Below are 26,132 nucleotides of genomic sequence, written 5' to 3'. Positions count from 1 at the left end.
CCTCCCTGTACATATTATACCAAACGTACGTTCCCTGTATAAGAGGTAAATTAAAATAATGTAGAACATAATGAAGTTAGCTTAATATTTTTTTTATCATACCGATATAACTAATAAAGGCCAGTTCATTTAGGAGGAAATTAAATGTCGATCGATAAAGTCTCTTCTGGCACAACGATGAACTTCAACACAGACTATACTCAATCAAAAAAATCATATGAATCTGAATTCAAAGGGGCTACCCTGAGTGACACGGAACCAACCCTTTCGTCCCAAATATACTCAAAAGATAACGTCCAACAGGTCATTGATAGCCTTAATAAATTTTTAGAACCAAATAATACTTCCTTAAAGTTTGAGCTTCATGAGCAATTAAACGAATACTACGTGACAATTGTGAACAACGATACACATGAAGTAGTACGTGAAATCCCTTCAAAGAAAATACTAGATATCTATGCTGCAATGACTGAGTTTCTTGGTTTTGTGGTAGATAAAAAGATTTAAAGGTGGTGAGCACCCATGAATATGAGAATTGGTGGATTGGCAAGTGGAATGGATATTGATCAGATTGTTACTGATTTAATGAAGGCTGAGCGTATTCCGTTAAACAAGCTCAATCAACAAAAACAAATCTATGAGTGGCAACGTGATCAATATCGTGATATGAATAAATTGTTGGCTGAACTTGATACGATGGCATTTGATATGACATTGCAACGAACTTATCAAACGAAAACAGCAATTAGTTCGAATCCAAGCGCTGTTACAGCAACTGCAAGTACTGCAGCATCGAATGGTAATTATAAAATTAAAGTAGACCAGCTAGCAACAGCCGCAACACGAGTTAGTCAAACTGGGATTTCTGCTACTGGTACAAAAATTGACCCAAATAAGGCATTAAATACACAATCCTTTGCTGGTGGAAATGATTTTAGTGATTTTACAATCGTCACATATAATGAGGATGGCACAAGAAAAGAACCTGTAACGTTTGAAATTGATCCTAGTAAAGATACACTAAATACTGTTTTAAAAAAGATTACAGATTCCGATTTAGGAGTGCGTGCATTCTATGATAGTACCTCTGATAAGGTGGTCCTTGAACGTACAGTTACTGGTGATTTTAATAAAACAGAAGATAATACAGAATTTTTAGGAGCAGAGATTGGGTACAACGGTACTACGGCTAGCTTCTTAGCGAATACATTACAAATAAAAGCTGGTAATCAGGATCCTGTAACAGGTAATTGGACAAAAAATGAAACTGGCGGTACCAATGCGAAATTCACTTATAATGGTGTCTTGACGGTTGAGCCAACTAAAAATGAATATACAATAAACGACCTTACATTGAAATTCAATGCAGTTACTACTGGCGAAGAGACCATTACAGTTTCTCAAAATACCGAAGATGCCTTTGATAAAATCGTTAAATTCGTTGATAAGTACAATGAAGTCATTGAAAAAATTAATAGTAAACTCGGTGAAACCCGATACCGAGATTATCATCCGTTATCCGATGAAGAACGCGAAGGAATGAGCGATAAGCAAGCTGAAAAATGGGACGAGATGGCTCAAAGTGGCTTATTGAGGAACGATTCTATTTTATCCAGTGGCCTTAACCAAATGCGAATGGACTTTTATTCACCTATCTCTGGCCTTAAAGAAGGATTTAGTCAATTAGCTGAGATTGGCATTAAAACTTCATCTAACTATTTGGATAGAGGAAAGTTATTTATCGACGATCCTGATAAATTGAAGCAAAAGCTGGCAGAAGACCCAAATGCAATTTATAAGATGTTTTCTGCTGAAGGGACAGCCTATGAAGATAAAGGGATTGCTAGACGCCTAAGAGATTCGATTAAAGGAACAATTACAAATATTGAATCTAAGGCAGGGAAATCTACCATGACAAACCAGCAGTTTACGATTGGTAGAAATTTAACAAATATAGATAGCCAAATCGATCGATTCGAAGACCGTCTCATGCAAATCGAAGATCGCTACTGGCGTCAATTTACAGCGATGGAAAAAGCAATTCAACGTGCGAATCAACAATCCGCATACCTCATGCAGAACTTTTTCAGTGGATAATAAAGTGAAACTTCATCAGTGAGGGGGATTTTCAACCCAGACAGATTGTTAGTTTTATGGGCAGTTATCTCCCACTACTCATCCTTATTGGATCACAAAATTTTGAGGTGGGGGATATACTGCCCGTTAAGAGGGATAAAAGGAGTGTAACGTAAATGGCAATTGGAAATCCGTATCAAGCATATCAATCAAACTCAGTTACGACTGCATCACCAGGTGAGCTTACGTTAATGCTCTACAATGGTTGTTTGAAATTCATTAAACTCGCACACAAAGCGATTGAGGAAAATAATATTGAAGCAAAAAATACAAATTTGCAAAAGGCCCAAAACATCATTCGTGAGTTCATGGTCACGTTAAACATGGATGTGGAAGTATCCAAAAACATGATGGCGATGTATGACTATATGAATCGCCGCCTAATGGAAGTAAATCTTAAGAATGACCTTGAGATTTTGGCTGAGGTAGAGGAACTTGTAACAGACTTCCGTGACACATGGAAGGAAGTTATTCAACTGAATCGTCAACGTCAGCACGGTCAAGGTGGACAAATCTAGTGAATCCGGTAAATAGTCTGTACCGCATTACAAAGGAATTACATGGCATCTTGTCGGAACCTGTTCCACAGGAAAAACGTGATGAGGTCATTGAAAAAATTACGGGTCTCCTTGATGAACGGGAGCAGCTAATATCAAAAGTAAAACCCCCTTTCACCGAGGAAGAGGGGAAATTTGGTGCTGAAATTGTCCAAATGAATGTATTTATAGATAGTAAACTAGTTTGTCTAAAAAAAGAGATCGAATTGGATATCGCCAACCAAAAAAAGCGAAAAGTAACGACAACCAAATACGTCAATCCTTATCAATCGGCACCTTCTGACGGAATGTTCTTTGATAAGAAGAAATAGTTGCCATCTAGAAAAGGTGGCTTTTTTCTATGACGTATTTACTCAAAATAAGAATTGCTATAATGGTGGGACGCGGGACCTGTCCCTAGGTCCCACCAATTTATTACAGATTTACCGAATTATTAAACGCTTTTACAGCAGCCTCCGCCACTTGAACATCATGAGGAACTGTACTACCACTTACTCCGACAGCTCCTACAACTTTTCCGTCAATCTCAAGTGGGATCCCACCGCCGAACACGACAAGGCGTCCATTGTTTGTTGTATTCAATCCATAAAGTTCTGCTGCAGGAACCGTTGCATCTGCTAAGTTTGCTGACGGCATTTTTAATGCGACAGATGTCCAGGCCTTATTTTGAGCAATATCAATGCTCGCTAACCAAGCATCATCCATCCGGTGAATCGCAATCAGATTTCCACCTTCATCCACAACTGAAATCACCATGGATACTCCAATTTTATTGGCTTCTTCTTCCGCACCTGCAATGATTTTTTTAGCTAAATCTAATGTGATTTTACTCATAATAATAACCTCCTTATTTTCAAATATCTTATTTATTCAACATTTCATGAGGGTCGATGACAAATTTTTTGGAAGCACCTTGATCAAATTCAGCATACGCGGCCGGTGCTTGATCTAAGGAGATGAGTGTTGCATTTACAGCTTTTGCAATTTGTGCTTTCCCACTTAGGATTGCCATCATCAAGTCACGGTGATATTTCATAACCGGTGTTTGGCCCGTTACGAAAGTATGTGCTTTCGCCCATCCAAGTCCCAGTCGAACTTTTAACGTACCGATTTTCGCATCCTTGTCTACTGCACCTGGGTCACCTGTAACATATAATCCTGGAATACCAAGTCGACCTCCGGCACGGGTTACTTCCATAATGGAGTTCAAAACAGCAGCAGGCGCTTCACCAGCGCCAGCACCATGCCCGTGGGCTTCAAAACCGACACAGTCAATGGCACAATCTACCTCTGGAACACCTAAGATTTGTTCGATTTGCTCGCCGAGGTCTGGATGCTCTCTAAGGTTTACAGTTTCACAGCCGAAACTTCTCGCTTGTGCAAGACGCTCCTTGTTTAAGTCACCAACAATTACAACCGAAGCGCCTAGAAGTTGAGCAGAATGGGCTGCAGCCAAGCCAACAGGGCCTGCTCCCGCAACATATACAGTTGAACCAGGCTTTACGCCAGCACTCACCGCACCATGATAGCCTGTTGGGAAAATATCAGAAAGCATCGTTAAATCAAGGATTTTTTCTAAGGCTTGATCTTTATCTGGAAACTTCAGCAACTGGAAGTCCGCATAAGGAACCATTACATACTCGGATTGTCCACCGACCCAGCCTCCCATGTCGACATATCCGTAAGCGGAGCCTGGACGGTCTGGGTTTACATTTTCACAAATATGTGTGTTCTGTTCTTTACAACTACGGCAACGGCCACACGCAATATTAAAAGGTACGGAAACAAGATCTCCTTTTTTAATAAATTCGACATCGCGTCCTACCTCAATGACCTCACCCGTAATTTCATGACCGAGAACAAGCCCCGATGGAGCCGTCGTCCGACCACGAACCATATGCTGATCACTTCCGCAAATATTAGTGGTAACAACTTTTATAATGACCCCATGGTCACACTTACGACCAACATTTAAAGGATTTACTCCCGGTCCGTCTCTAAGAATCAAATCTGGGTAGGTAATATCTTCAATCGCTACACGTCCAGGACCTTTGTATACTACAGCTCTGTTTCCTGCCATTTTTCCTTCCCCCAATCTCCTCGTATAGTAAGTTTATAGTCCTCTTTCGAGGTAATTTCCAATTAAAATATTGTTCTTTGATAATTCTATAGATGTTAGTTCAGATAGTGGGGGGCTAGCCCCCCACCATCTGAAAAAGTTTTCCAAAGGGTGGACTTTTCGTGATGTCCCTAGATAATGGTCTTAGGATCGTTTGGGGGATTTCTATCATCTCCTGTAGCTTTGACTACTACAAAAGTCTGTCTCCCCAGTCCTTGTTCGAACTTCTAACCCGCAGGCTGTTCCCTTTGGCAGCCCATGCTGGAAGTTGCAGCTTCCAGGCAGCTCATGGACCAAAGTGAGTTCTAATACGCGAGGGTGATTGACCGACAAGTACACTGGGGATATCCCGAAGAGTCCTTCCCTTGATCCTAGATTGAAAGGAGGTTAGCCACCATGAAATTATTTGTTGGAATAGACGTTAGCTCTCAAGATATGAAAGCTTGTGTCATGAATTTTGAAGGAAAAGCATTAACTGCTCTCACTGTTGACAACAATTTGACAGGGGCATCTTATCTGAAAGATCTGATTGTCAAGATAGCCCAAAGTAACTCAATTTCCGAGATTCAAATCGGGATGGAGGCCACTTCAGTCTATAGTTGGCATCCTGCTATGTTTTTTCACGAGGATGAATCTCTTAAAGAATTTAAAACAACAGTCTTTACTATTAATCCAAAACTAATTAAAAAATTTAAAGAGTCATATGTTGACCTGGATAAAACAGACCAAGTCGATGCTTGGATTATTGCAGATCGCTTACGGTTTGGACGTCTTCCACTAACGGCGGTCATGCAGGAACAATTTATTGCTCTTCAAAGGTTGACAAGAATGAGATATCATCTCGTTCATAACCTAACGCGAGAAAAGCAATATTTTCTGCAACACTTATTTTATAAGTGTAGTTCCTTTACGACTGAAGTGGATAGTTCGGTTTTTGGAAATGCCATGTTAGAGCTATTTCTTGAACAATATAGCTTAGATGAAATTAGCTCAATGGATCTTCAAGAACTTGCGAATTATCTTCAAGATAAGGGCAAAAATCGCTTTACTGACGCCGAGTGTGTGGCGAAATCCATTCAAAAGGCTGCGAGATCTTCCTACCGATTATCAAAGTGTGTGGAAGATTCTATCGACCTATTATTAGGGACTTCAATAGAGTCCATCCGTAGTATAACTAAACAGATTAAAGAACTTGACAAAGCCATCCAAAAGCTTCTAGAAGGTATCCCTAATACCTTACAGACGATTCCAGGAATAGGCCCAGTCTATACCGCTGGTATTTTAGCCGAAATTGGACAAATTGATCGCTTTGATAACCAAGCTTCCATTGCCAAATATAGTGGACTTACATGGTCCAAGCATCAATCAGGCAAGTTCCAAGCTGAGGAAACCAAAATGATACGTTCAGGAAATAGATTTCTTCGTTATTACCTTGTTGAAGCTGCCAACTCGGTTCAACGAAATGAACCTGAATTTCGGGCATACTACCTGAAAAAATATCGTGAGGTTCCTAAGCATCAACACAAAAGAGCACTCGTCTTAACGGCAAGAAAACTTGTGCGGTTGGTCGATGCGCTGCTACGCAACGATCAAGTCTACACGCCAAGAAGGAAGGTGAATAACTAAAGGATAAAACATCCTAAATCCTTCAATGTTTTCCAGTAAATGGTTTAATATCTTACTGGGTTTCTTAAGTATTGTCTTTTTTAGGTATTGGTTGGCTTACAATTTCCAATTCCTTAGATTTTGGTACTTGACATATTACCGCAGGACTTTTGATAGAGTTAATTCCCTTGAATTTGAATATTCTCTACCTTACATCTAGTCTAAAAAATAAATCTTTTGTTTGGAAGAACGCACTTTTTTGTGAGAAGATTACCTTAAGGATACTTTTGAGCCAGTGAGGAGGAGAAGTATTTAATGGATGATTTACGGAGGGAAGTCAGAAAGAAACTTGAGAATGGTGAATTTAATTGTGAAAAGGAATTGACATTATCCATTATTAGCGGCAAATGGAAAATTACGATTATTTACTATTTAGCAACTGGTGGTCCATTACGTTTTAGTGAAATTAAACGATTATTTCCGAAAATAACGCATAAGGTGTTAACGACCCAGGTTCGAGAGTTGGAGGAAGATGGCATTGTTCATCGGAAAGTATATCCCGAAGTTCCTCCGAGAGTGGAATATTCATTGACAGATTTAGGTCAAAGCCTAATGCCGATTGTTTTCATGATGTACGATTGGGGAAAACAAAATATCAAATCGTTTACTAATTAAGGTAAACGCTGGTAAAAAATAAATAGTTGGACATACTACTACTGAAGAATTCTTCAAGCAATCCCATCTAAGACACCACACAAGTTCCATTCATAACTCACCTTAGACATGCATATATTTTTACACCTACACATAATGTTTACAAATTCACATTACTAGCAGGAAAAAAGGATAACGGGGACGATTTTATCCATTTTCTGGTGGGACAAGTTAACATGAACGAAACTAGCCCCTTGTCGTAATCCCGTAGGTTAATTTGGTTAGACTGTTTAACGGAGATTAAAAAATCAAACCAAATCAGAGCTACATTACGAAAGGAGCTAGTTATATTATGAAGGATACCATAAAATACGTAGGTTTAGACGTTTCAAAGGAAAAAATTTCTGTTGCGATTGCTGAAGAAGGAAGAGACGCACCTAGATATTATGGAATGATCCCACACTCTTTAGAGGCTATTAGAAAATTAGTTAAGAAATTAGGAGATAAAAAACAGATAAAGGTATGTTATGAAGCAGGCCCAACAGGTTACCCATTGTACCGCTTCTTCTTAAGTTTAGGAATAGAGTGTTTTGTAATCGCACCATCCCTAATCCCTTCTAAGCCAGGAGAACGGATTAAAACAGACCGAAGGGATGCGGTTAGGCTTGCTCAATTATTCCGTGCTGGTGAATTAACATCTATTTATGTACCAACTGAAGACGATGAAGCTCTTCGAGATTTAGTTCGTGCTCGTGAAGATGCCAAAGAGGATGAATTAAGGGCAAAACATCGACTCACTAAGTTTTTATTAAGACACAATATTAAGCCTCCTACTGGTGTTCGCAAATGGACCCTTAAGTATCGGGAATGGTTAAACAAGTTAAAATTTACTCGTTCTACGTCTAGAATTGTATTCCAAGAATATTACTATCAACTTCAAGAGATCGAACAACGGATAAAACGGTTAGAGAAAGAAATAGATATCCAAGCAACCGAAGGTTTACACGCTCCTGTAATTCAAGCACTTCAATCGCTTAGAGGTGTGGCAACTATTACAGCCACAAGTTTAGTGGCAGAGATTGGGTCCTTTAAAAGATTTACCTCGGCTAAACAATTCATGTCATATGTAGGTCTTATCCCAAGCGAATATTCTAGTGGTGAGAGTCGAAGACAAGGTAAGATTACGAAAACAGGGAATAAACACGTTCGCCGTCTTCTGATAGAAGCAGCCTGGAGTTATCGATATCAACCTGCAGTAAAAGGAGAATTAAAAAGAAGACAAGAAGGTCAGTCGGCCGTTGTTCAAGCTATATCATGGAAAGCTCAAAATCGTCTTCATAAAAAGTATTTCCGATTATTATCAAGGGGTAAAGAAAGTGGGAAAGTCGTAACGGCAGTGGCAAGAGAACTAGCTGGGTTTATCTGGGCAGTCACGCAGGAAATAGAAACAAACTCTAGAGTTTTAATTGAATCTTAATCTATTATAAAAATTCGTTTATAAAAAACTGCAGTTAAATTATGTGATTTTAAGAGTAGGGCTCGAAGGCAAAGTATAACACCGGAAAGGATAATCCACGTGGTCCCTTTGTGCTATGTCTAAATAGGCTAACGCACGTGACGAGTTGGTGGTAGATCCTTTATACGGAAAGATAAAATGTGAGAATCCACGAATATCAGAGTGCTTACCGAAGCTTAGATTTTTGCCTTCGTGCCGTGTTCTTAACTTCTGAATAAAGGAGGAATTTAATTCTCAGCTTTAAAAAGTGTCTCAATCTATGGATTACCAGTCAAGGAGAGCACTTGACAGGCAATCCATAGATTGAGGAGTAGTCAGTAAGCTGAGAAGGGTAATCCCTAGACATAAAATGTCTCCAACATTTATAAAAAAGAAAAGAAGCCCAAAAATGCTTCTCTTCTTAAGTGCGCCAAAAAACGGCAATTATAATTAGGGATTCGAGGGGAACTTGACAGTTTCGTTCATATCAGGGACCTGTCCCTGTGACCCAACCAAGGCGCATCCGTGACCCACGGGGATAGCTTTGTTTGTGTAAACATTGTTTACAATTTCACAATTTCTCCATATTTATTTTACAAAAAAGCAGGAATTGGGGAGGGGTGTGTAGAATTAGTTAATATAACCTTAATTTAAAAAGGGTTATATTGTTACACAGGTTGGTTACCCTAAAAAGGGTCTTGGCTGTGTCCAATGCATTAGAGTTAAAAGGAGGAGTTCATGTATGAATTACAACGTTCGTGGTGAAAACATTGAGGTAACTCCAGCATTGCGAGAGTATGTTGAGAAAAAGGTAGGAAAGCTTGAACGCTATTTCGATGGCACTCCAGATGCAAAAGTAAATGTTAACTTAAAAGTAAATAATGCGAAGGACCATAAAATAGAGGTTACGATTCCGATGACACAGCTTGTGCTTCGTGCGGAGGAGTCTAATGAGGATATGTATGCAGCGATTGACCTTGTGACTGATAAGCTTGAACGCCAAATCCGCAAGCATAAAACAAAAGTCAACCGTAAGCTTCGTGAGAAAGGCTCTACTCGCACTCTGTTTGAGAATGGCGGGGCAGCTACTGCTACTGCGGTTCAGGATATCGAGGACGAGGATTACGAATTAGTTCGTACCAAGCGTTTTGATTTGAAACCGATGGATAGTGAAGAAGCGATTCTTCAAATGAATATGCTTGGCCACAATTTCTTTGTTTTCACAAATGCGGAAACCAATACAACCAATGTCGTGTATCGTCGTAAAGATGGTAAATACGGAATCATTGAACCTAACTAATAAAACTAACTTACGAGTGCACAGTCTGAATTCAGACTGTGCCTCTTTTATGTAGGCTGTGTTAAATGTCGATGTTGAACCTTATATTTTGTTGATTGGAGTGGAAGGTACGAGATCCTCGAAAATGCTGGCATTTTCTTCGTGCGGTGTAGTTTCAAGGAAGCAAATTCAACGTCCTGCGGGAAAAGCGTGTCCAAGGGAGACCCCGCAGGAGCATAGCGACTTGTCCAGTTGCAGCGGCTAGAAACTCGAGAAATTTCAACTCCTCCTTCAGAGGCAAAATACGCCTCTTTGTCGGAGTTTCCAATTTTCTCGTTTCTGTGCAAGCCGCCTCCACATTCGTTAAGGAGGCTTCCGGACCGCCCGCGGAAAGCGAGTACCTGCAGCGGAAATCAACACTATTAATTAACAGAGCCTTTATGTAAAGGACATTCCTACCATACTAAAAAATAGGGTAAATCCCCCATGGCCAAATACTCCCACAACATTGATAATAAAATTGAGGGACAACCCTTACTAAATGATTTTAAAGCAGGGATCTAAATGACAACTATCCTACAACCTACTCTTTCAAATATTGCAATTATCTTATTTCTATATATGTGTATTAGTCTATTAGTATCCAACCGAAAATCCATTCACAAGTATCTTTTCTCAGCGAGTATTCTTATTCTTACCGCGACTTGTGTTATTTTTCTGTTCTATTTGCCGATCCGTTTTGAAGGATATCAGTTCGATCTCCGCCTTGTGCCATTGGTGGTTTTTTCACTTTTGCTGGGGTGGAAACATGCGATTCCTATCCTAATCATAACGGTTAGCTGGAGGCTTGGCATGGCTGGCGTGGGAGCTATGCCAGGCGTGGTATTTGGTATGGTATTACCTGTGTTGCTGGCTCTTCTTTTTCATAGAAAAGATCGAGTCATGCCAAAGCCGTATACCCTGTTCATTTTAATCATAGCCAGCTGGCTCATCTCGGATGTCCCGATTATCTTTCTCGTACCAAATGGATTAGAGATTTTCAGTGAAATCCATCTTGTTCGGATGATTGCCCTACAGGTATCAGCATTTATCCTATATTTTTTCATTAACCTACTTAATCAAGAAATTGAGTTGAAACGAAAGCTTCGATTTTATGCAGAACGTGATCCTCTTACAGGCCTATACAATATGCGCTGTTTCGAAAGTCGCGTTAAGAAAGTCTCAAACCAACGTAAAAAATACATTGTAATGATTGATATCGATCATTTTAAAAAAGTTAATGACACGTTCGGCCACTTAAATGGCGATTCTGTTTTGAAAAATGTCGCACAAACCTTGTATAAAAAAGTTCACCCCTATAAATCGATACTTGGAAGATATGGTGGGGAGGAATTTATTTTACTATTAGAGGCAGAATCAAAAGAAAAGCTGATGAATATCGTTTCTGATATTCGTAGCGGGATTGAGTCAACGCCGTTTTGGGCAGATAACAAAAAGCTATCTATTACCGTATCAATCGGTGTTTCTGAACTGAAAGACCCGGATCACCTTTATCACGCCATTGAAAAGGCGGACAACTCCCTCTATGCGTCTAAGCAAAATGGCCGGAATCAAATCAGTTATGCGATATAAGTATCTCGTTAAGTGCGGGGTACTTTTTGATTTGGCTTGCACTAAGCACCTCGTGCATCTCGATTTTGTCGAATCCCCTCACATCACGAAACTCGATAATATTTTACCCTTGTCCCTTTTAGTGGTAAAATGGATGATATACATAATCCCGTAATGAATGAAACTTACGATAGAGGAGCGTACATGATGCTTGGAATTTTAAACAAAGTTTTTGATCCAAACAAACGCACAATCAAGCGCTTGGAAACACTTGCAGATAAAATTGAGGCCCTTCATCCTGAGATGGAGAAGCTTTCTGATGAAGCCCTTCGCAACAAAACCGAAGAGTTCAAGGAACGATACCAAAAAGGTGAAAAACTTGATGATTTACTAGTTGAAGCTTTCGCTGTTGTTCGTGAAGGTGCAAAGCGTGTGTTGGGTCTGCACCCATACCGCGTTCAGTTAATGGGGGGGATTTCCCTTCATGAAGGAAATATTTCTGAGATGAAAACAGGGGAAGGTAAAACGTTAACTTCCACTATGCCTGTTTATTTAAATGCGATCACTGGAAAAGGCGTTCACGTTGTCACTGTCAACGAATACCTTGCAAGCCGTGATGCGCACGAGATGGGTCAACTTTATGAGTTTTTAGGTCTAAGTGTTGGGTTAAACCTTAACTCCATGTCCCGTGATGAAAAAATTGAAGCATACCGTGCTGATATTACGTATGGTACGAACAATGAATTTGGTTTCGACTATTTACGTGATAACATGGTCCTTTATAAGGAACAAATGGTGCAACGTCCGCTTTATTTTGCCGTTATTGACGAAGTTGACTCAATCTTAATCGATGAGGCGCGTACACCGTTAATCATTTCCGGTTCTGCTCAAAAATCAACAGCACTCTACGTTCAAGCGAACGGATTTGTGACAACTCTTAAAAAAGAAGAAGACTACACCTATGATGAAAAAACAAAAGGTGTTCAACTCACTGAAGAAGGAATTTCAAAGGCTGAGCGTGTCTTCGGTATTGAAAACCTATTTGATATTTCGAATGTAGCGTTGATTCATCACATCAACCAAGCGTTAAAAGCGAATGCGAGTATGCACCGTGACATTGACTATGTAGTTGAGGAAGATCAAATCGTCATCGTTGACCAATTCACAGGTCGTCTCATGAAGGGACGTCGTTATAGCGAAGGCCTTCACCAAGCAATTGAGGCGAAAGAAGGCGTCGAAATTCAAAACGAAAGCATGACGCTAGCAACGATTACATTCCAGAACTACTTCCGTATGTATGAGAAACTTTCTGGTATGACGGGTACGGCAAAGACTGAGGAAGAAGAATTCCGCAATATTTACAATATGAATGTTGTTGTGATTCCAACGAATCGTCCGATTGCCCGTGATGACCGTCCTGATTTAATTTATAAGTCCATCGAGGGCAAGTTCCGCGCGGTTGCTGAGGATATTGCTGAGCGCCATGCGAAGGGACAACCTGTCTTAGTTGGTACGGTTGCGATTGAAACATCTGAAATTATTTCGAAGTACTTATTGAAAAAAGGCGTTAAGCATAATATCTTGAACGCGAAAAACCACGCTCGTGAAGCTGAAATCATTGAGCAAGCTGGTCAACAAGGCGCGGTAACAATCGCGACAAACATGGCTGGTCGTGGTACGGACATCAAGCTTGGCGAGGGTGTTAAGGAACTTGGTGGACTTGCGGTAATTGGTACTGAGCGACATGAGAGCCGTCGTATTGATAACCAGCTTCGTGGACGTGCAGGTCGTCAAGGGGACCCAGGGGTAACACAGTTCTATCTTTCAATGGAAGATGAACTTATGCGCCGTTTCGGTTCTGACAATATGAAAAATATGATGGAGCGCCTTGGCATGGATGATTCCCAGCCAATTCAAAGTAAGATGGTCTCCAGAGCAGTTGAATCTGCGCAAAAACGCGTTGAGGGTAACAACTTTGATGCACGTAAACAACTTTTACAATATGATGATGTTCTTCGTCAGCAACGTGAGGTTATTTATAAACAACGTTATGAAGTTCTTGATTCTGAGAACCTTCGTGATGTTGTTGAAAATATGATTAAGTCTTCACTTGATCGTGTCATTCACGCTCATACACCAAAGGATGAGGTAGAAGAAGACTGGAACTACAAAGGAATCGTTGATCATGTGAATGCGAATCTTCTAAATGAAGGTGACATTTCAATTGACGACCTTCGTGGAAAAGAACCTGAAGAAATGTCCGAGCTCATTTTTGAAAAGGTTAAAGTACGCTATGATGAAAAAGAAGAGCAAATTGAGCCTGAGCAAATGCGTGAATTCGAGCGTGTTGTCGTGCTTCGTGCTGTTGACAGTAAGTGGATGGATCACATTGACCAAATGGATCAGCTTCGCCAAGGTATCCATTTACGTGCGTACGGTCAAAACGACCCACTTCGTGAATACAACTTTGAAGGCTTTGCAATGTTCGAAAACATGATTGCTTCCATTGAAGACGATGTTGCGAAGTTTGTAATGAAGGCACAAATCCGCAGCAACCTTCAGCGTGAAGAAGTGGCGAAAGGCCATGCTGTTCAACCAAAAGAAGGCGGCGAAGAAAAGCCAAAAAAACGCCCAGTTCAAAAATCCGTTGACATCGGCCGTAACGACCCATGTTACTGCGGAAGCGGCAAAAAATTCAAAAACTGTCACGGTCAATAAAAGGACAGAGATTTCCCAAATTGGGACAGAGGGACAGGTCCCTTGTCCCAGACATGAATATTGAAAAAGGTGAGAGCCAACTCTCACCTTTTGTTTCGAAAAAAATCAGAGACTAATCATTTAAAAATGAGTAAGATAATGAAGTAGGAATCATGATATAACTTTATTCAGTAGGGGATTAAAAACCTCACTGAATAAAGTTATAGCCTCCGGCGGATGCCACAGATTTTCAAAGGTAACTTTTCGAGCAGGCTCGAAAAAATCTGGGCGCAAATACGCCAAGGCGAATTTGACTAAATGATTACATCTTGGAGGAAAAATTATGGAATTAGTAGAAATTAAGCACGAACTTGATAAAATGGCTAAGAAATTAGCGGGTTTTAGGGGGTCTCTTTGACTTAGAGGCCAAACAAGCGCGCATCACCGAGCTTGACGAAATTATGTCAATGCCCGACTTCTGGAATGACCAGAATGCTGCCCAAACTGTCATCAACGAAGCAAATGCATTAAAGGATCAAGTCAATGAATTTGTGAATTTAAACGATTCTTATGAGAATCTTGAGCTCACCTATCAACTTGTGAAGGAAGAGCCTGATGCAGATTTGCAAGCCGAGCTAGACGAAGAAATTCAACAATTGTCTAAAAGCTTAAGTGATTTCGAATTACAGCTCCTATTGAGCGAGCCTTATGATAAAAATAGTGCGATCCTAGTGCTTCACCCAGGTGCAGGTGGTACCGAATCACAGGACTGGGGCTCCATGCTTCTTCGTATGTACACTCGTTGGGCCGAGAAAAAAGGCTTCAAGGTGGAAACAATGGACTATCTTCCAGGTGACGAAGCTGGTATTAAGAGTGTGACTCTTTTAATCAAAGGACACAATGCCTACGGCTATTTGAAGGCTGAAAAAGGAGTACACCGCTTAGTTCGTATTTCACCGTTTGACTCTTCTGGCCGTCGTCACACATCATTCGTGTCATGTGAAGTAATGCCTGAGTTTAACGATGATATCGAAATTGATATCCGCACTGAAGATTTAAAAGTTGATACGTACCGTGCGAGTGGAGCGGGTGGTCAGCACATCAACACCACTGACTCAGCTGTTCGGATCACACATCTCCCAACAAATACGGTTGTAACGTGTCAAACTGAGCGTTCACAAATCAAAAACCGCGAACAAGCAATGAAAATGTTGAAGTCTAAGTTATATCAGCTTGAGATTGAAAAACAACAAGCCGAACTAGACGAAATTCGTGGTGAACAAAAAGAAATCGGCTGGGGCAGCCAAATCCGCTCCTATGTCTTCCACCCATATTCCATGGTAAAAGACCACCGCACAAATGTAGAGGTTGGTAATACTGGAAGTGTGATGGACGGCGAGATTGACTTGTTTATTGATGCATATTTGAGATCGAAATTGAATTAATAAGTGGAGAGGGGCAGCCTTGTGGCTGTCTCTTTTTTTAAGCGGAAATTTGCTATCGGCCAAAAAAGTAAAATAACGGCCATAAATGAAAATTATCGTCCATAACCCTTAAGCTAACAGCCATAAACTCGATTTATCGGCCATAAGCAGTTCGATGAGCCACTGATATGTAAAAGGAACGAAGGTCATTCACGGTCGTATATTAATTTATACTCATTTTCAAGCTCTCTTAAAGTCAATTCATAAAGATGCTTTTCATTTTTTTTATAAATTCCTTGTTTTATCAACTTATTAATTAGAACCTTCTTTTTTGACTGACTAGCTTTTCGCAGTAGATTTCCCATTTTAACACCTCTATCTAGTAAAAATAATATGTAGGTCATTCATTGTGTTTATTTTCATTGATTCGAGTATTATATTTACTTAGCTGTTTAAAAACGATATTCAAAAGCCAAATAATCATAACGGCACCCAAGATATATGTACCAAGTAAGTTAACGACAGTCATCATAAATTACCTCCACCATTTGTCCTTTTCCAATTCATAGAAAGGCGCAAAACAAATTTTGACTCCTAACCTCCAACTCTTGTCATTATATACAATCATACCTTTAAAATTTGTCGATTCATCTGTAATTTACAACTCTTAAATGAATTGTTAACTTTCATTAATAAAAGAAAAACTTGTAATGATTCATACCCCTTGTCAATTCTATAAAAATTACCCAACATCACCTCAAAACTTTCAATCTTATTTGTATCAATCAATGAGTGACAGCTAAAAATGACCTGTGATAAAATAACCATAAGTGAAAACTGTAAAAAATAGTAGAAATGACTCAGAATATGACGAAAGAACTGCATTTTAATATCACATATATCTTTGGCTACACCCCTGTTAGGTGTAGCCTTTCATCTGCCTATTTAAAAAACTAGTAAACTATCATTTAAGGGGTTGGATTCTATGAGGAAAAAGGATGAAACAATAGCCCAGTTGGAAGCTATTTTAAAAGAACTAAAAACAGCAAATGAAGAAAGTGCGGCCACTGCGGTGGTCGGCCAGAGAAGACGAAATCGCAACATGTCTGGGACACTATTTAAGTTTCTATTTCGAGCTCTAGGAGCAAGGATTCTTCTAGTTGCTGTCATTCTCGTTGCGGTTTCAGTAGGGAGTGTTTGGCTTATATCTGGAAGTACGTTTAAGAAAGAAAGTACGTTTTTTGTTGAAGATATCAAAGAACTCGCTACACTCGCAACAGCTGAAGCCTCTGTGAAAGCAGTTATCAAGCAAGAGGATAATAAGTTGTTTGGAAATGATATATCAATTAATCTTCCAGGAACAAAGAGAGAGATATTTTTAATTGTTCCGGGCACCGTGATTGCTGGTGTTGATTTAAAAGGAATTACTAAGGATGATTTAAAAGTAAATGAAAAAGAAAAAGTGCTAGATATTGTTCTCCCACATGCTGAGCTAATCCAAGATCCAGCAATACAGATGGAAAAGTTAATCACATATTCAGACGAAGGAATATTCCGTGGTGAGGTGAAATGGGATGAAGGCTTTGATTTAGTGGCTGAAGCCCAGGATGATATTCGGAAAGAGGCAATCGAGATGGGACTATTAGAAACCGCCGAAAGAAACGCAGAAAACGTTTTGACTAGCTTTTTTAACAATCTAGACTATACAGTGAACCTAACCTTTAAATAATATGTCACTCTCAATACAAGTTGGTTTGAATCCCACTTTCCCATAATTACTATATTCAAACCTCCTAAAAAACGGTAAAATAGAGGGTGATATCAATAATGGGGGACAACCTTATGAACGAAACGGTTTTATCTATTGAGGAGTTAAAACGAGAGGATCTTATCCGAAAAAACAAATTGGTCGGCATTGTTTCACTTATTTCTATCATTCTAGCAATTATTGTTGAGGTTTCGATTCGTCAGCCACTTCAAATGATTCTCATAATCGGAATTGGCGGTGCGATCTTTCTTGCTATCTTATGCTTACTGATTTACAAGAAACTCCTATTAACACAAACACCTTATATTTCGGTCGTAGGGATTTCGGTGGTTATCTTTGTGATTATGTCTAGCTCACAATCGGCGCCAATTGTCCTTTTACCGTTATACCTATTAACAACGGTTGCAATCTATAATAAACGGAAAACGCTAATCTTTGGCGTAGTTTGTGCCATTGCATTAACGGTTTTATTTTTTCTTACAAGTGGACATGAGTTCAACTACACCTCAAAGGAAATTGTGATTTATTATTTGATCTTTTCGGTAATTATTGCGACTCTGTTTTTCCAGAGTATTGTTACTGGAAGGTTGACTCAGGATATTCAGGCAACGCATAAGCACACCGAGCACCTACTTGAGATGAGACGGCATCATGCGGCACAGCTTGAGGAAAACTCACAAGTGATCAGCGAGAACATCACAAACATCCGTCGCCAAGGTGAGGAGCAAATGCACTCCTTTAACGAGATGACAATCGCCGTTACGGAAATCTCATCTGGAATGAACACGCAAAATGAGGCAGCGACAACCATTACTGAATCCATCGAAGATCTTAATCGTATTGTCCAGGAACTTGTAAAAGGTTCGAACCACCTAAGTAATCAGACCGAGAATACGAATTTAGCAGCTGACAATGGAAATAAATCCATTGACCTTTTACTCTCAAAAATTACAGACTTTCAAGTATCTGTCCATTCAATGTCTGAAACAATGAATTTATTAGTTGAAAAAATCAATGAAACAAATGGGTTTACGGATCGAATTCAGGAAATTGCGTCACAAACGAATTTATTAGCGCTTAACGCTTCGATTGAAGCGGCAAGAGCAGGTGATAGTGGTAGAGGATTTGCGGTAGTTGCATCTGAAATACGAAAACTTTCAGAGGTGACATCAAATACGGCGAATCTCATTTCTGAGAATTTAAAAGAAGTAAACGAGAGTACGACATTAACGCAGAAGCATATGGCAGAAAATGCGATAAAAATGGACGAAAGTGTTCAACTTACAAAGGATGCAAAAGGAGTTTTCACTGTTATCGATGATACAGTGTCCGAACTGAACGATGCCGTTAAGCATTTCGAAAAAATCTCAAACCAAATCAGCCAGTCATCGATTTCCATTGAAACATCAGTGAGTGAATTTGCTGCAATCATAGAAGAAACAACAGCTTCTCTTGAGGAAATTACGGCATCCATCGAAAACCAGAATGGCCAAATGCAACACCTCGTCTCCTATGTCCAAAACACAGACGACGCAACAGCCGAATTGATGGAAATTTTTAAAGAAAAATAGTAGGTCAAGGGGACAAGGTCCACTGTCCCACAATCATTAATAAGTGGGACGAGGGACCTGTCCCTCTGTCCCAAAGGAGGATACAAATGGTTTATGTGGCAAGTGAAGGGCGTTATGGTGGGATGAAGTATAATCGGGTTGGAAAGTCAGGTTTATTTTTGCCAGCGATTTCATTAGGGTTATGGCACAACTTCGGGGGAGTCGATTCTTTTGAGAATGGACGAAACATCTTAAGAAAGGCATTTGACCTTGGGATTACTCATTTTGATTTAGCGAATAATTATGGTCCACCACCAGGCAGTGCTGAAGAAATGCTTGGGAAAATGATGAAGGTAGATTTTGCCCCGTATCGTGATGAATTGGTTATTTCCACAAAGGCTGGCTACCAGATGTGGGAAGGTCCATATGGGGACTGGGGTTCAAGAAAGTATTTGATTTCAAGCCTTGATCAAAGTCTAAAACGGATGGGCCTTGAGTATGTTGATGTTTTTTACTCACACCGCCCGGATCCTCATACACCACTTGAAGAAACGATGGGTGCTCTTGATCAGATCGTACGACAAGGAAAAGCGCTATATGTGGGAATTTCAAATTATAGTCCGACTCAAACACAAGAAGCCATTCGGATACTGAAAGAGTTAGGTACACCACTCCTTATTCATCAACCAAGATATTCGATGTTTGACCGCTGGATTGAGGACGGCTTGCAGGATGTGTTGGCCGAAAATGGTGTGGGATCGATTGTGTTCTCCCCGATGGCACAAGGATTATTAACGAATAAATATCTTGGCGGCATTCCAACTGATTCAAGGGCTGCTAAGCAAAATACATTCCTTAAAAAAGATCAAATCACAGAGAATATATTAGGGAAAATCCAACAGTTAAACGCTCTTGCGATAGAAAGAGGACAAAGTCTTGCGCAAATGGCATTGGCATGGGTTCTCCGTGAAGGTCGTGTAACATCAGCGCTGGTTGGTGCAAGTAAAGTGAGTCAACTCGAGGACAATGTTTCGGCTTTACGAAATCTTTCCTTCACTCAAGAGGAATTAACCAAAATTGAGGATATTTTGGCGCAAAACTAGTTATACTAGTACAGCGCATAATAAAAGGGGAGTAGCCTGTGAGTGATAGGTTACTCCTCTTTTATATTCCAATAAAGGTAATTGGGGAGTGCACACTCTCTTTACATGGCCGAATGGTAATAACCCCAAAGAAGATGTATTTAGTGATTTCGGATAAAGTCTACAAAATGTTGCAATCCTATTTTTGGAAAACGATGTGGTTTTTGAACCATCCATAGTGACCGTGTGAGAGAAAAATCGGCCATGTTAATCTGACATAATGTTCCTAGTTCTAATTCTTTTAAAACAGTAATCCTTGGAAGAATGCTGATTCCTAGATCTGCTTCTACGGCGCTTTTGATAGATTGAATACTCCCTAGCTCCATTTCGCTCTCAATGTCCTCAAGGATTCCAAAATCACGAAGGTAATTTTCAACAATTAGACGTGAACCAGATTCAGGCTCCCGCCAAATCATTTTTTCCTCTACTAATTCATCTATCGTAATTGTTTTTCGATTCTTCCAATGATGGTCATTCGAAGTGACTAAAATAAGCTCATCTTCAGCGAATTTTTCAATTTTTAGGTTTGGATTTTCTATTTGACTTTCCACAAGAGCGATATCAATTTCATTGTTTTCAAGCATTGCAATCATATTTGGAGTATTCCCGATTGTAAGACTGAATGTGATATGTGGATGTCCTTTTTTGATCATGCCAAGTATTTGAGGTAATAGATATTCACCAATCGTTAAGCTTGCGCCTATATGTAAATTGACTTCCTCATTGCCAGTCATTTTTTGAACAGCATCGAAAGACCTTTTGATATTTTCAATAACTTCTTTCGCATAAGGATAAAGGACTTCCCCAGCCTTTGTTAGTTCAAGTCTCCCGCCATTTCTCTCAAAAAGCAAAGTGCCATATTCATTTTCAAGCTGGCTAATCTTTTTCGTGACAGCTGGTTGAGAGATATAACTTATCCGTGCAGCGTTTGTAATACTTCCCTCTTCTACCACGAGGCAAAAGAGTTTAAGATTTTCAATGTTCATGGTATCCCTCCTTTCATACGTAATTTCCATATTCATTACTTTCATTATATAAGAATGAGTTCGTATTATTCTATATCGTGAGCAGTATTACGTTTTGTTATGACCTATTATACATTGTTATTTTACTACAACTTAAAGGTTTGATAGGTTAATAGAGAGTCATACATAGGGGGAACGTAATGATGGATATCGTAACAGGTGTTTTACTTGTGGCAATCGGGATATTTGCTGGTGGTTATGGAGCGATTGTTGGGGCAGGTGGAGGTTTTCTATTTGTACCGGCACTCTTGCTTCTCTTTCATGTTGATCCCGTTCTTGCCGCAGGAACAGGACTAGTCATTGTACTCATTAACTCATTGTCTGGTGTTTTTGGATTTGCAAAACAGAAACGGATTGATTATCGAACCGGAATCATGCTAGGTATATGGGCGTTCCCAGGGACTTTTATCGGTGTGCAACTTCTTCAAGCCTATTCTTCTACGTATTTTTATTTTTTCTTTGCTAGTGTACTTGTCTTTTTGGGCTTCTTTTTAGTCGTGAAAAATACAAATCTGCTAAAAAAGAAGAATATGACGAAGGAAGCAAAAAAAGAAACCGCAGCAACTGGGGAATCAGAGAATAACGTCAGCTCTAATCTACAAGTAAATACAAGATTACAAGGTAAATGGCTCATTCCACTTGGTTTATTCATGGGGATTCTCTCAAGCTATCTTGGGATTGGTGGAGGCTGGATGCTTGTCCCAATTCTAGTATACATCTTTCGTGTACCAACCCATATCGCAACCGCAACCTCAATCTTTTCTTTATGTTTGTATTCTTCTGTGGGTGTTTTTCTTCAGGTCTGGCATGGGAATATCGATTGGCTGATCGTTGCGTTTGGTGGAGCCGGGATTATCATTGGTTCACAGCTAGGCGTCTTGCTCTCACAAAAAATACCAAGTCGAGTCATCATGCAAATGCTATCTTTTCTATTAATAATCATAGGGTTTCGAATGTATTTTCATTAAGAACCAAAGGGGGATACCTCTTTGGTTCTTTTTTTTGTATGGACCCAGAAAACCGCAATTAAATGTTTAGTAAAACTTTAACTAAAATTCATTGACCTTTTTTACTAATGACTCTACAATGTAGATAGAAACCAAAGTATTGGAGGCAAATCCACTATGGATCACGAACAACTTTCAAATAGATTTATAGAAGTATTTAACGAAACCGATTACAGAAGCTTCTTCGCGCCTGGGCGTATTAATCTCATTGGTGAGCATACTGATTACAATGGCGGCCATGTTTTTCCGGCTTCAATCACAAAAGGAACGTATGCGCTTGCTAGAAAACGTGACGATGACAAATTCAGAATGTACTCGATGAACTTTGAAGACCTCGGGGTAATCGAGTTTGACTTAAGCGACCTTGACTACAATAAAGCCCATGATTGGGCGAATTATCCGAAGGGAATGCTCCGTTATTTACGTGAAAAAGGCTATGACATTGCAACTGGTGTTGACGTGCTTTTTTACGGCAATATCCCAAATGGTGCAGGTTTATCCTCATCGGCATCTATCGAGCTTGTGTCAGGTGTGATGTTCGAAAAATTATTTAACCTTGAAATTGATCGTGTTGAACTTGTAAAAATCGGTCAACTTGTAGAAAATAAGTTTATTGGTGTGAACAGTGGGTTCATGGATCAATTTGCAATCGGAATGGGTAAAAAGAATGCAGGAATTTTACTAGATTGTGATACATTAAAGTATGAATACGCACCAATTGAGTTGGATGATCATCTCATTTTAATTATGAACACAAACAAGCGCCGTGAGCTAGCGGATTCTAAATACAATGAGCGTCGTAGTGAGTGTGAACAGGCACTTTCTCAACTTCGAAAGGAGCTGGATGTTCAAGCGCTTGGTAATATCACAAGCGAAAAATTTGAACAGTACAAGTATCTAATCGAAACCGAAACCTTACAAAAGCGTGCCAAACATGCGATTTACGAAAATGAAAGAACATTAGAGGCGCTAAAAGCCCTAAAAGCGGGGGACCTCGTAGAATTCGGTCGTTTACTAAATGCATCACACACATCATTGCGTGATGATTATGAAGTAACCGGAAAAGAGCTTGATACGTTAGCAGAAGCAGCATGGGCGCAAGAGGGTGTGCTTGGTGCAAGAATGACAGGCGCTGGCTTCGGAGGCTGTGCGATTGCCCTCGTCGAAAAAGACAAAGCGCAAGCAATCATAGATGCCATCGGAAAATTATACGAAAAAACCATCGGCTACCCAGCATCCTTCTATGAAGTAAGCATCGGCGACGGCGCAAAAGAAATATAACAGGGTAGGACACAAGTTCGGGTGGGACACAGGCTGTCAGGGGGACGAGGGAACTGTCCCTCTGACCCAATTTAGGGTGAAAGCACCTGACCCAGCAGGCCCATGACCGAGCCAGGGTGAAAACCCCCTGAACAAAAAAAGGAGCGAATGAATATGAGTATTTTAGTATTAGGTGGAGCGGGTTATATTGGCTCACACGCGGTTTATCAGTTAATTGACGCAAACGAGGATGTTGTGGTTGTTGACAATCTTCAAACAGGTCATAAGGAGGCGGTTCACCCGAAAGCGAAGTTTTATCAAGGTGACATCCGTGACCGTGCGTTTATGCAATCTGTTTTTGAAAAAGAAGATATTAACGCGGTGATTCACTTCGCGGCAAATTCACTTGTCGGCGAATCAATGGTCGACCCGTTAAAATACTATGACAACAATGTGTTTGGAACACAAATTGTACTTGAAACAATGAAAAACAATAATGTGAAATATATCGTTTTCTCATCTACTGCAGCTACATACGGTGAACCGAAGCAGGTGCCAATTACGGAGGAAATGCCGACTGTTCCAACAAATACGTACGGTGAAACGAAGCTTGCGATGGAGAAAATGATGAAGTGGTCTGAGATTGCGCATGACATTAAATTTGTTTCACTCCGCTATTTTAACGTAGCTGGGGCTCGCGCAACTGGTGAAATCGGGGAGGATCATGATCCAGAAACACATCTGATCCCGGTTATTTTACAAGCGGCGTTAGGAAAAAGAGATGCCATCACAATCTTCGGTGAGGACTATGATACGCCAGACGGAACATGCATCCGTGATTATATTCATGTTGAGGACTTAATTAATGCGCACATTCTAGCGCTTAAATATCTCCAAAACGGAGGCGAGAGTAACTATTTTAACCTTGGAAGTAACAGTGGATTCTCTGTAAAAGAAATGGTTGAAGCAGCTAAAGAGGTTACACAACGCAATATCCCTGTCAATATTGGCGAGCGCCGTGCAGGTGACCCAAGTATTCTAATCGCATCATCAGGAAAAGCGAAGGAAGTGCTAGGCTGGGAGCCAAAGCGTACTTCTATCAACGAAATCATCAAGGATGCGTGGAACTGGCATGTAAACCACCCAAATGGGTATGAAAGCTGAGGGGAGTAACTTGACGATCTACGGAGCTGTACAACAGCTAACGGAACAGGCTATCAAGGTTGGACTTATTGAAAAAGAAGATAAGATTTATGTTCGCAACCAAGTCCTTTCCTTATTAAACTTAGAGGATTTCGTCCCAACCGAACATGTCTCACCTGAAAAAGACATTCCAACTCTGGTTGAGGATCTAGTTGAATACGCGTGCGAACAAGGTGTTATCGGGGACTATTTTGACGCAAAAGAAATACTTGCAAGTAAAATCATGAACGTGATGATTCCACTGCCGTCCGCGGTGACACGCCAGTTTTATGACCTTTATCAACAAGACCCGGCAGCAGCGACCACCTATTTTTATGAGTTGAGTAAAAATAGCAACTACATTCAAATGAAGCGAATCGAAAAAAACATTGAATATAAAGTAGAAACAAAGTACGGCGAGCTTGATATTACTATCAATTTGTCTAAGCCTGAAAAGGATCCAAAGCAGATTGCGCTTGAAAAAGAGACAAAAATCAGCGGTGAGAAGTATCCGAAATGCCTGCTCTGTGTAGAAAATGAAGGGTATGCGGGCCGCATCGGTCATCCGGCTCGCTCCAATCACCGCATCATCCCGGTGCCACTTGAGGGAGAAAACTGGTATTTGCAGTACTCGCCATATGTGTACTACAACGAACACAGTATCCTGCTTTGCGAAGAGCATCGTGATATGAAAATTAGCAAGGCAACATTTGCACGATTACTTGGTTTTGTTGAAAAGTTTCCACACTATTTTATAGGTTCAAACGCAGACATCCCAATTGTGGGGGGCTCGATTTTAACCCATGATCACTATCAGGGTGGAAACTATGATTTTGCGATGGCAAAGGCAAAAGACGATATCAAATTCACGTGGGATTGTTATGACACCATCGAATTTTCAACGGTAAACTGGCCAATGTCAGTTCTGCGCCTAAGAAGCTCGGATAAGGATGCCTTGATAGAAGCGGGTGACCACATTTTACAAGCATGGCGCAACTACAGCGACCCTGAAGTCGACATCATCGCGTTTACGGGCGACACGCCGCATAACACGATTACACCGATTGCTAGGCAACGAGACGGCAAATTCGAGCTCGACCTTGTTCTTCGTAACAACCGAACAAATGATGAGCATCCACTAGGCATATTCCATCCGCATGCCGATGTGCATCATATTAAAAAGGAAAACATTGGTCTCATCGAGGTTATGGGATTAGCGGTACTTCCGGCTCGACTCAAAACAGAGCTGCAAGAAGTTGAAAATTATTTAATCGGCGAAGCAGACTCAGTCAATCCAATCCACCAAGAATGGGTGGATGAACTGAAAACTTATAACCCAACAATAGAAAATGCTCACGAGTTTGTAAAACAAGAAGTCGGCAAAAAGTTCATGCGTGTGCTTGAAGACGGAGGCGTATACAAACGTGATGAAGTTGGCCAAAATGCATTTAAGAGATTTATAGACCATTTTACCTTTATTCAGCAGTAATCTCTTAAATAGTATTTTGTAGAATATATTTTTTTCGCACTTAAATTGGCTGAATAAAGGTAAAGCCTCCGGTGGATGCCACAGATTTTCAATGGAAACTTTTCGAGCGCGCTCGAAAAAAATCTGGGCGCA

23 protein-coding genes are annotated in these 26,132 nt (G+C 40.2%); 18 read left to right on the top strand and 5 right to left on the bottom strand.

The window, feature by feature from the left end; translation table 11 throughout:
* Window positions 1-144 precede the first annotated feature (144 nt).
* From flaG to fliT, 4 genes are all read left to right on the top strand, one after another.
* Window positions 145-507 (top strand): flagellar protein FlaG, encoded by a 363-nt coding sequence (flaG, locus tag NST91_RS22705; protein ID WP_341332958.1) that lies wholly within the window; start codon window positions 145-147, stop codon window positions 505-507.
* A 15-nt stretch (window positions 508-522) separates the two neighbouring features.
* The gene (locus NST91_RS22700) at window positions 523-2,097 is read left to right on the top strand and encodes a flagellar hook-associated protein 2 (protein WP_341332957.1); all 1,575 of its coding nucleotides are present in this window, start codon (window positions 523-525) and stop codon (window positions 2,095-2,097) included.
* A 155-nt stretch (window positions 2,098-2,252) separates the two neighbouring features.
* On the top strand, window positions 2,253-2,654 hold the full coding sequence (gene fliS / locus NST91_RS22695) for a flagellar export chaperone FliS (RefSeq protein WP_341332956.1): 402 nt from the start codon (window positions 2,253-2,255) through the stop codon (window positions 2,652-2,654).
* A complete protein-coding gene (gene fliT, locus NST91_RS22690) occupies window positions 2,654-3,004 on the top strand; it encodes a flagellar protein FliT (RefSeq protein ID WP_341332955.1) in 351 nt (116 codons plus the stop codon). Before fliS ends, fliT begins: the two co-directional genes overlap by 1 nt.
* A gap of 103 nt (window positions 3,005-3,107) precedes the next feature.
* On the opposite strand, the gene NST91_RS22685 is transcribed toward fliT, so the two are convergent.
* Both NST91_RS22685 and fdhA read right to left on the bottom strand, forming a co-directional pair.
* On the bottom strand, window positions 3,108-3,527 hold the full coding sequence (locus NST91_RS22685; protein WP_341332954.1) for a GlcG/HbpS family heme-binding protein: 420 nt from the start codon (window positions 3,525-3,527) through the stop codon (window positions 3,108-3,110).
* 28 nt (window positions 3,528-3,555) lie between these two features.
* Window positions 3,556-4,773 carry a formaldehyde dehydrogenase, glutathione-independent gene (gene fdhA, locus NST91_RS22680; RefSeq protein ID WP_341332953.1) on the bottom strand — a complete coding sequence of 406 codons (1,218 nt, stop codon included), beginning with the start codon at window positions 4,771-4,773 and terminating at the stop codon, window positions 3,556-3,558.
* A 435-nt stretch (window positions 4,774-5,208) separates the two neighbouring features.
* Here fdhA and NST91_RS22675 point away from each other — a divergent pair, with 435 nt between their 5' ends.
* The 7 genes from NST91_RS22675 (at window position 5,209) to prfB (ending at window position 15,598) form a co-directional block, all read left to right on the top strand.
* Window positions 5,209-6,438 carry an IS110 family RNA-guided transposase gene (locus NST91_RS22675; protein WP_341330810.1) on the top strand — a complete coding sequence of 410 codons (1,230 nt, stop codon included), beginning with the start codon at window positions 5,209-5,211 and terminating at the stop codon, window positions 6,436-6,438.
* Window positions 6,439-6,732: 294 nt separating this feature from the next.
* Window positions 6,733-7,092 (top strand): winged helix-turn-helix transcriptional regulator, encoded by a 360-nt coding sequence (locus NST91_RS22670; RefSeq protein ID WP_341332952.1) that lies wholly within the window; start codon window positions 6,733-6,735, stop codon window positions 7,090-7,092.
* Window positions 7,093-7,423: 331 nt separating this feature from the next.
* Window positions 7,424-8,548, top strand: a complete 1,125-nt coding sequence (locus NST91_RS22665) for an IS110 family RNA-guided transposase (protein ID WP_341331531.1) — start codon at window positions 7,424-7,426, stop codon at window positions 8,546-8,548.
* Window positions 8,549-9,308: 760 nt separating this feature from the next.
* Window positions 9,309-9,866, top strand: coding sequence for a ribosome hibernation-promoting factor, HPF/YfiA family (hpf, locus tag NST91_RS22660; protein ID WP_121445788.1), 558 nt, complete (start codon window positions 9,309-9,311; stop codon window positions 9,864-9,866).
* Window positions 9,867-10,409: 543 nt separating this feature from the next.
* Window positions 10,410-11,477, top strand: coding sequence for a GGDEF domain-containing protein (locus NST91_RS22655; RefSeq protein WP_341332951.1), 1,068 nt, complete (start codon window positions 10,410-10,412; stop codon window positions 11,475-11,477).
* Between the two features lie 186 nt (window positions 11,478-11,663).
* On the top strand, window positions 11,664-14,174 hold the full coding sequence (gene secA, locus NST91_RS22650) for a preprotein translocase subunit SecA (protein WP_341333590.1): 2,511 nt from the start codon (window positions 11,664-11,666) through the stop codon (window positions 14,172-14,174).
* Window positions 14,175-14,496: 322 nt separating this feature from the next.
* Window positions 14,497-15,598 (top strand): peptide chain release factor 2 gene (gene prfB, locus NST91_RS22645; protein WP_341332950.1). Its coding sequence is split into 2 segments (ribosomal slippage): window positions 14,497-14,568 and window positions 14,570-15,598, totalling 1,101 coding nucleotides; the frame shifts between segments, so codons are not numbered across the junction.
* A 185-nt stretch (window positions 15,599-15,783) separates the two neighbouring features.
* On the opposite strand, the gene NST91_RS22640 is transcribed toward prfB, so the two are convergent.
* Both NST91_RS22640 and NST91_RS22635 read right to left on the bottom strand, forming a co-directional pair.
* A complete protein-coding gene (locus NST91_RS22640) occupies window positions 15,784-15,942 on the bottom strand; it encodes a Fur-regulated basic protein FbpA (RefSeq protein ID WP_121445792.1) in 159 nt (52 codons plus the stop codon).
* Between the two features lie 35 nt (window positions 15,943-15,977).
* Window positions 15,978-16,109: a hypothetical protein gene (locus NST91_RS22635; protein ID WP_341332949.1), complete on the bottom strand. Its 132-nt coding sequence runs from the start codon at window positions 16,107-16,109 to the stop codon at window positions 15,978-15,980.
* A gap of 453 nt (window positions 16,110-16,562) precedes the next feature.
* Here NST91_RS22635 and NST91_RS22630 point away from each other — a divergent pair, with 453 nt between their 5' ends.
* The 3 genes from NST91_RS22630 (at window position 16,563) to mgrA (ending at window position 19,998) form a co-directional block, all read left to right on the top strand.
* Window positions 16,563-17,306, top strand: a complete 744-nt coding sequence (locus tag NST91_RS22630; protein ID WP_121445793.1) for a DUF4230 domain-containing protein — start codon at window positions 16,563-16,565, stop codon at window positions 17,304-17,306.
* 113 nt (window positions 17,307-17,419) lie between these two features.
* Window positions 17,420-18,916 carry a methyl-accepting chemotaxis protein gene (locus tag NST91_RS22625; protein WP_165918116.1) on the top strand — a complete coding sequence of 499 codons (1,497 nt, stop codon included), beginning with the start codon at window positions 17,420-17,422 and terminating at the stop codon, window positions 18,914-18,916.
* An 86-nt stretch (window positions 18,917-19,002) separates the two neighbouring features.
* A complete protein-coding gene (mgrA, locus tag NST91_RS22620; protein ID WP_341332948.1) occupies window positions 19,003-19,998 on the top strand; it encodes an L-glyceraldehyde 3-phosphate reductase in 996 nt (331 codons plus the stop codon).
* Between the two features lie 140 nt (window positions 19,999-20,138).
* Here the strand turns inward: mgrA and NST91_RS22615 are convergent, their stop codons facing one another.
* Entirely contained in the window at window positions 20,139-21,023 is an 885-nt protein-coding gene (locus NST91_RS22615) for a LysR family transcriptional regulator (protein ID WP_341332947.1), read from the bottom strand.
* A 182-nt stretch (window positions 21,024-21,205) separates the two neighbouring features.
* On the opposite strand from NST91_RS22615, the gene NST91_RS22610 reads away from it, so the two are divergent.
* From NST91_RS22610 to galT, 4 genes are all read left to right on the top strand, one after another.
* A complete protein-coding gene (locus NST91_RS22610; RefSeq protein WP_445724520.1) occupies window positions 21,206-22,030 on the top strand; it encodes a sulfite exporter TauE/SafE family protein in 825 nt (274 codons plus the stop codon).
* A 156-nt stretch (window positions 22,031-22,186) separates the two neighbouring features.
* Window positions 22,187-23,350 (top strand): galactokinase, encoded by a 1,164-nt coding sequence (locus NST91_RS22605; RefSeq protein ID WP_341332945.1) that lies wholly within the window; start codon window positions 22,187-22,189, stop codon window positions 23,348-23,350.
* Between the two features lie 153 nt (window positions 23,351-23,503).
* Window positions 23,504-24,493 (top strand): UDP-glucose 4-epimerase GalE, encoded by a 990-nt coding sequence (galE, locus tag NST91_RS22600; RefSeq protein ID WP_341332944.1) that lies wholly within the window; start codon window positions 23,504-23,506, stop codon window positions 24,491-24,493.
* A gap of 10 nt (window positions 24,494-24,503) precedes the next feature.
* On the top strand, window positions 24,504-26,000 hold the full coding sequence (galT, locus tag NST91_RS22595) for a UDP-glucose--hexose-1-phosphate uridylyltransferase (protein WP_341332943.1): 1,497 nt from the start codon (window positions 24,504-24,506) through the stop codon (window positions 25,998-26,000).
* Window positions 26,001-26,132 lie beyond the last annotated feature (132 nt).

The organism is Ferdinandcohnia sp. FSL W7-1320, from assembly GCF_038050315.1.
Taxonomy (GTDB): Bacteria; Bacillota; Bacilli; order Bacillales; family Bacillaceae_L; genus Ferdinandcohnia; species Ferdinandcohnia aciditolerans.
The sequence above is the reverse complement of the archived record's forward strand: the minus strand, read 5'-3'. Positions and strand labels throughout refer to the sequence as shown.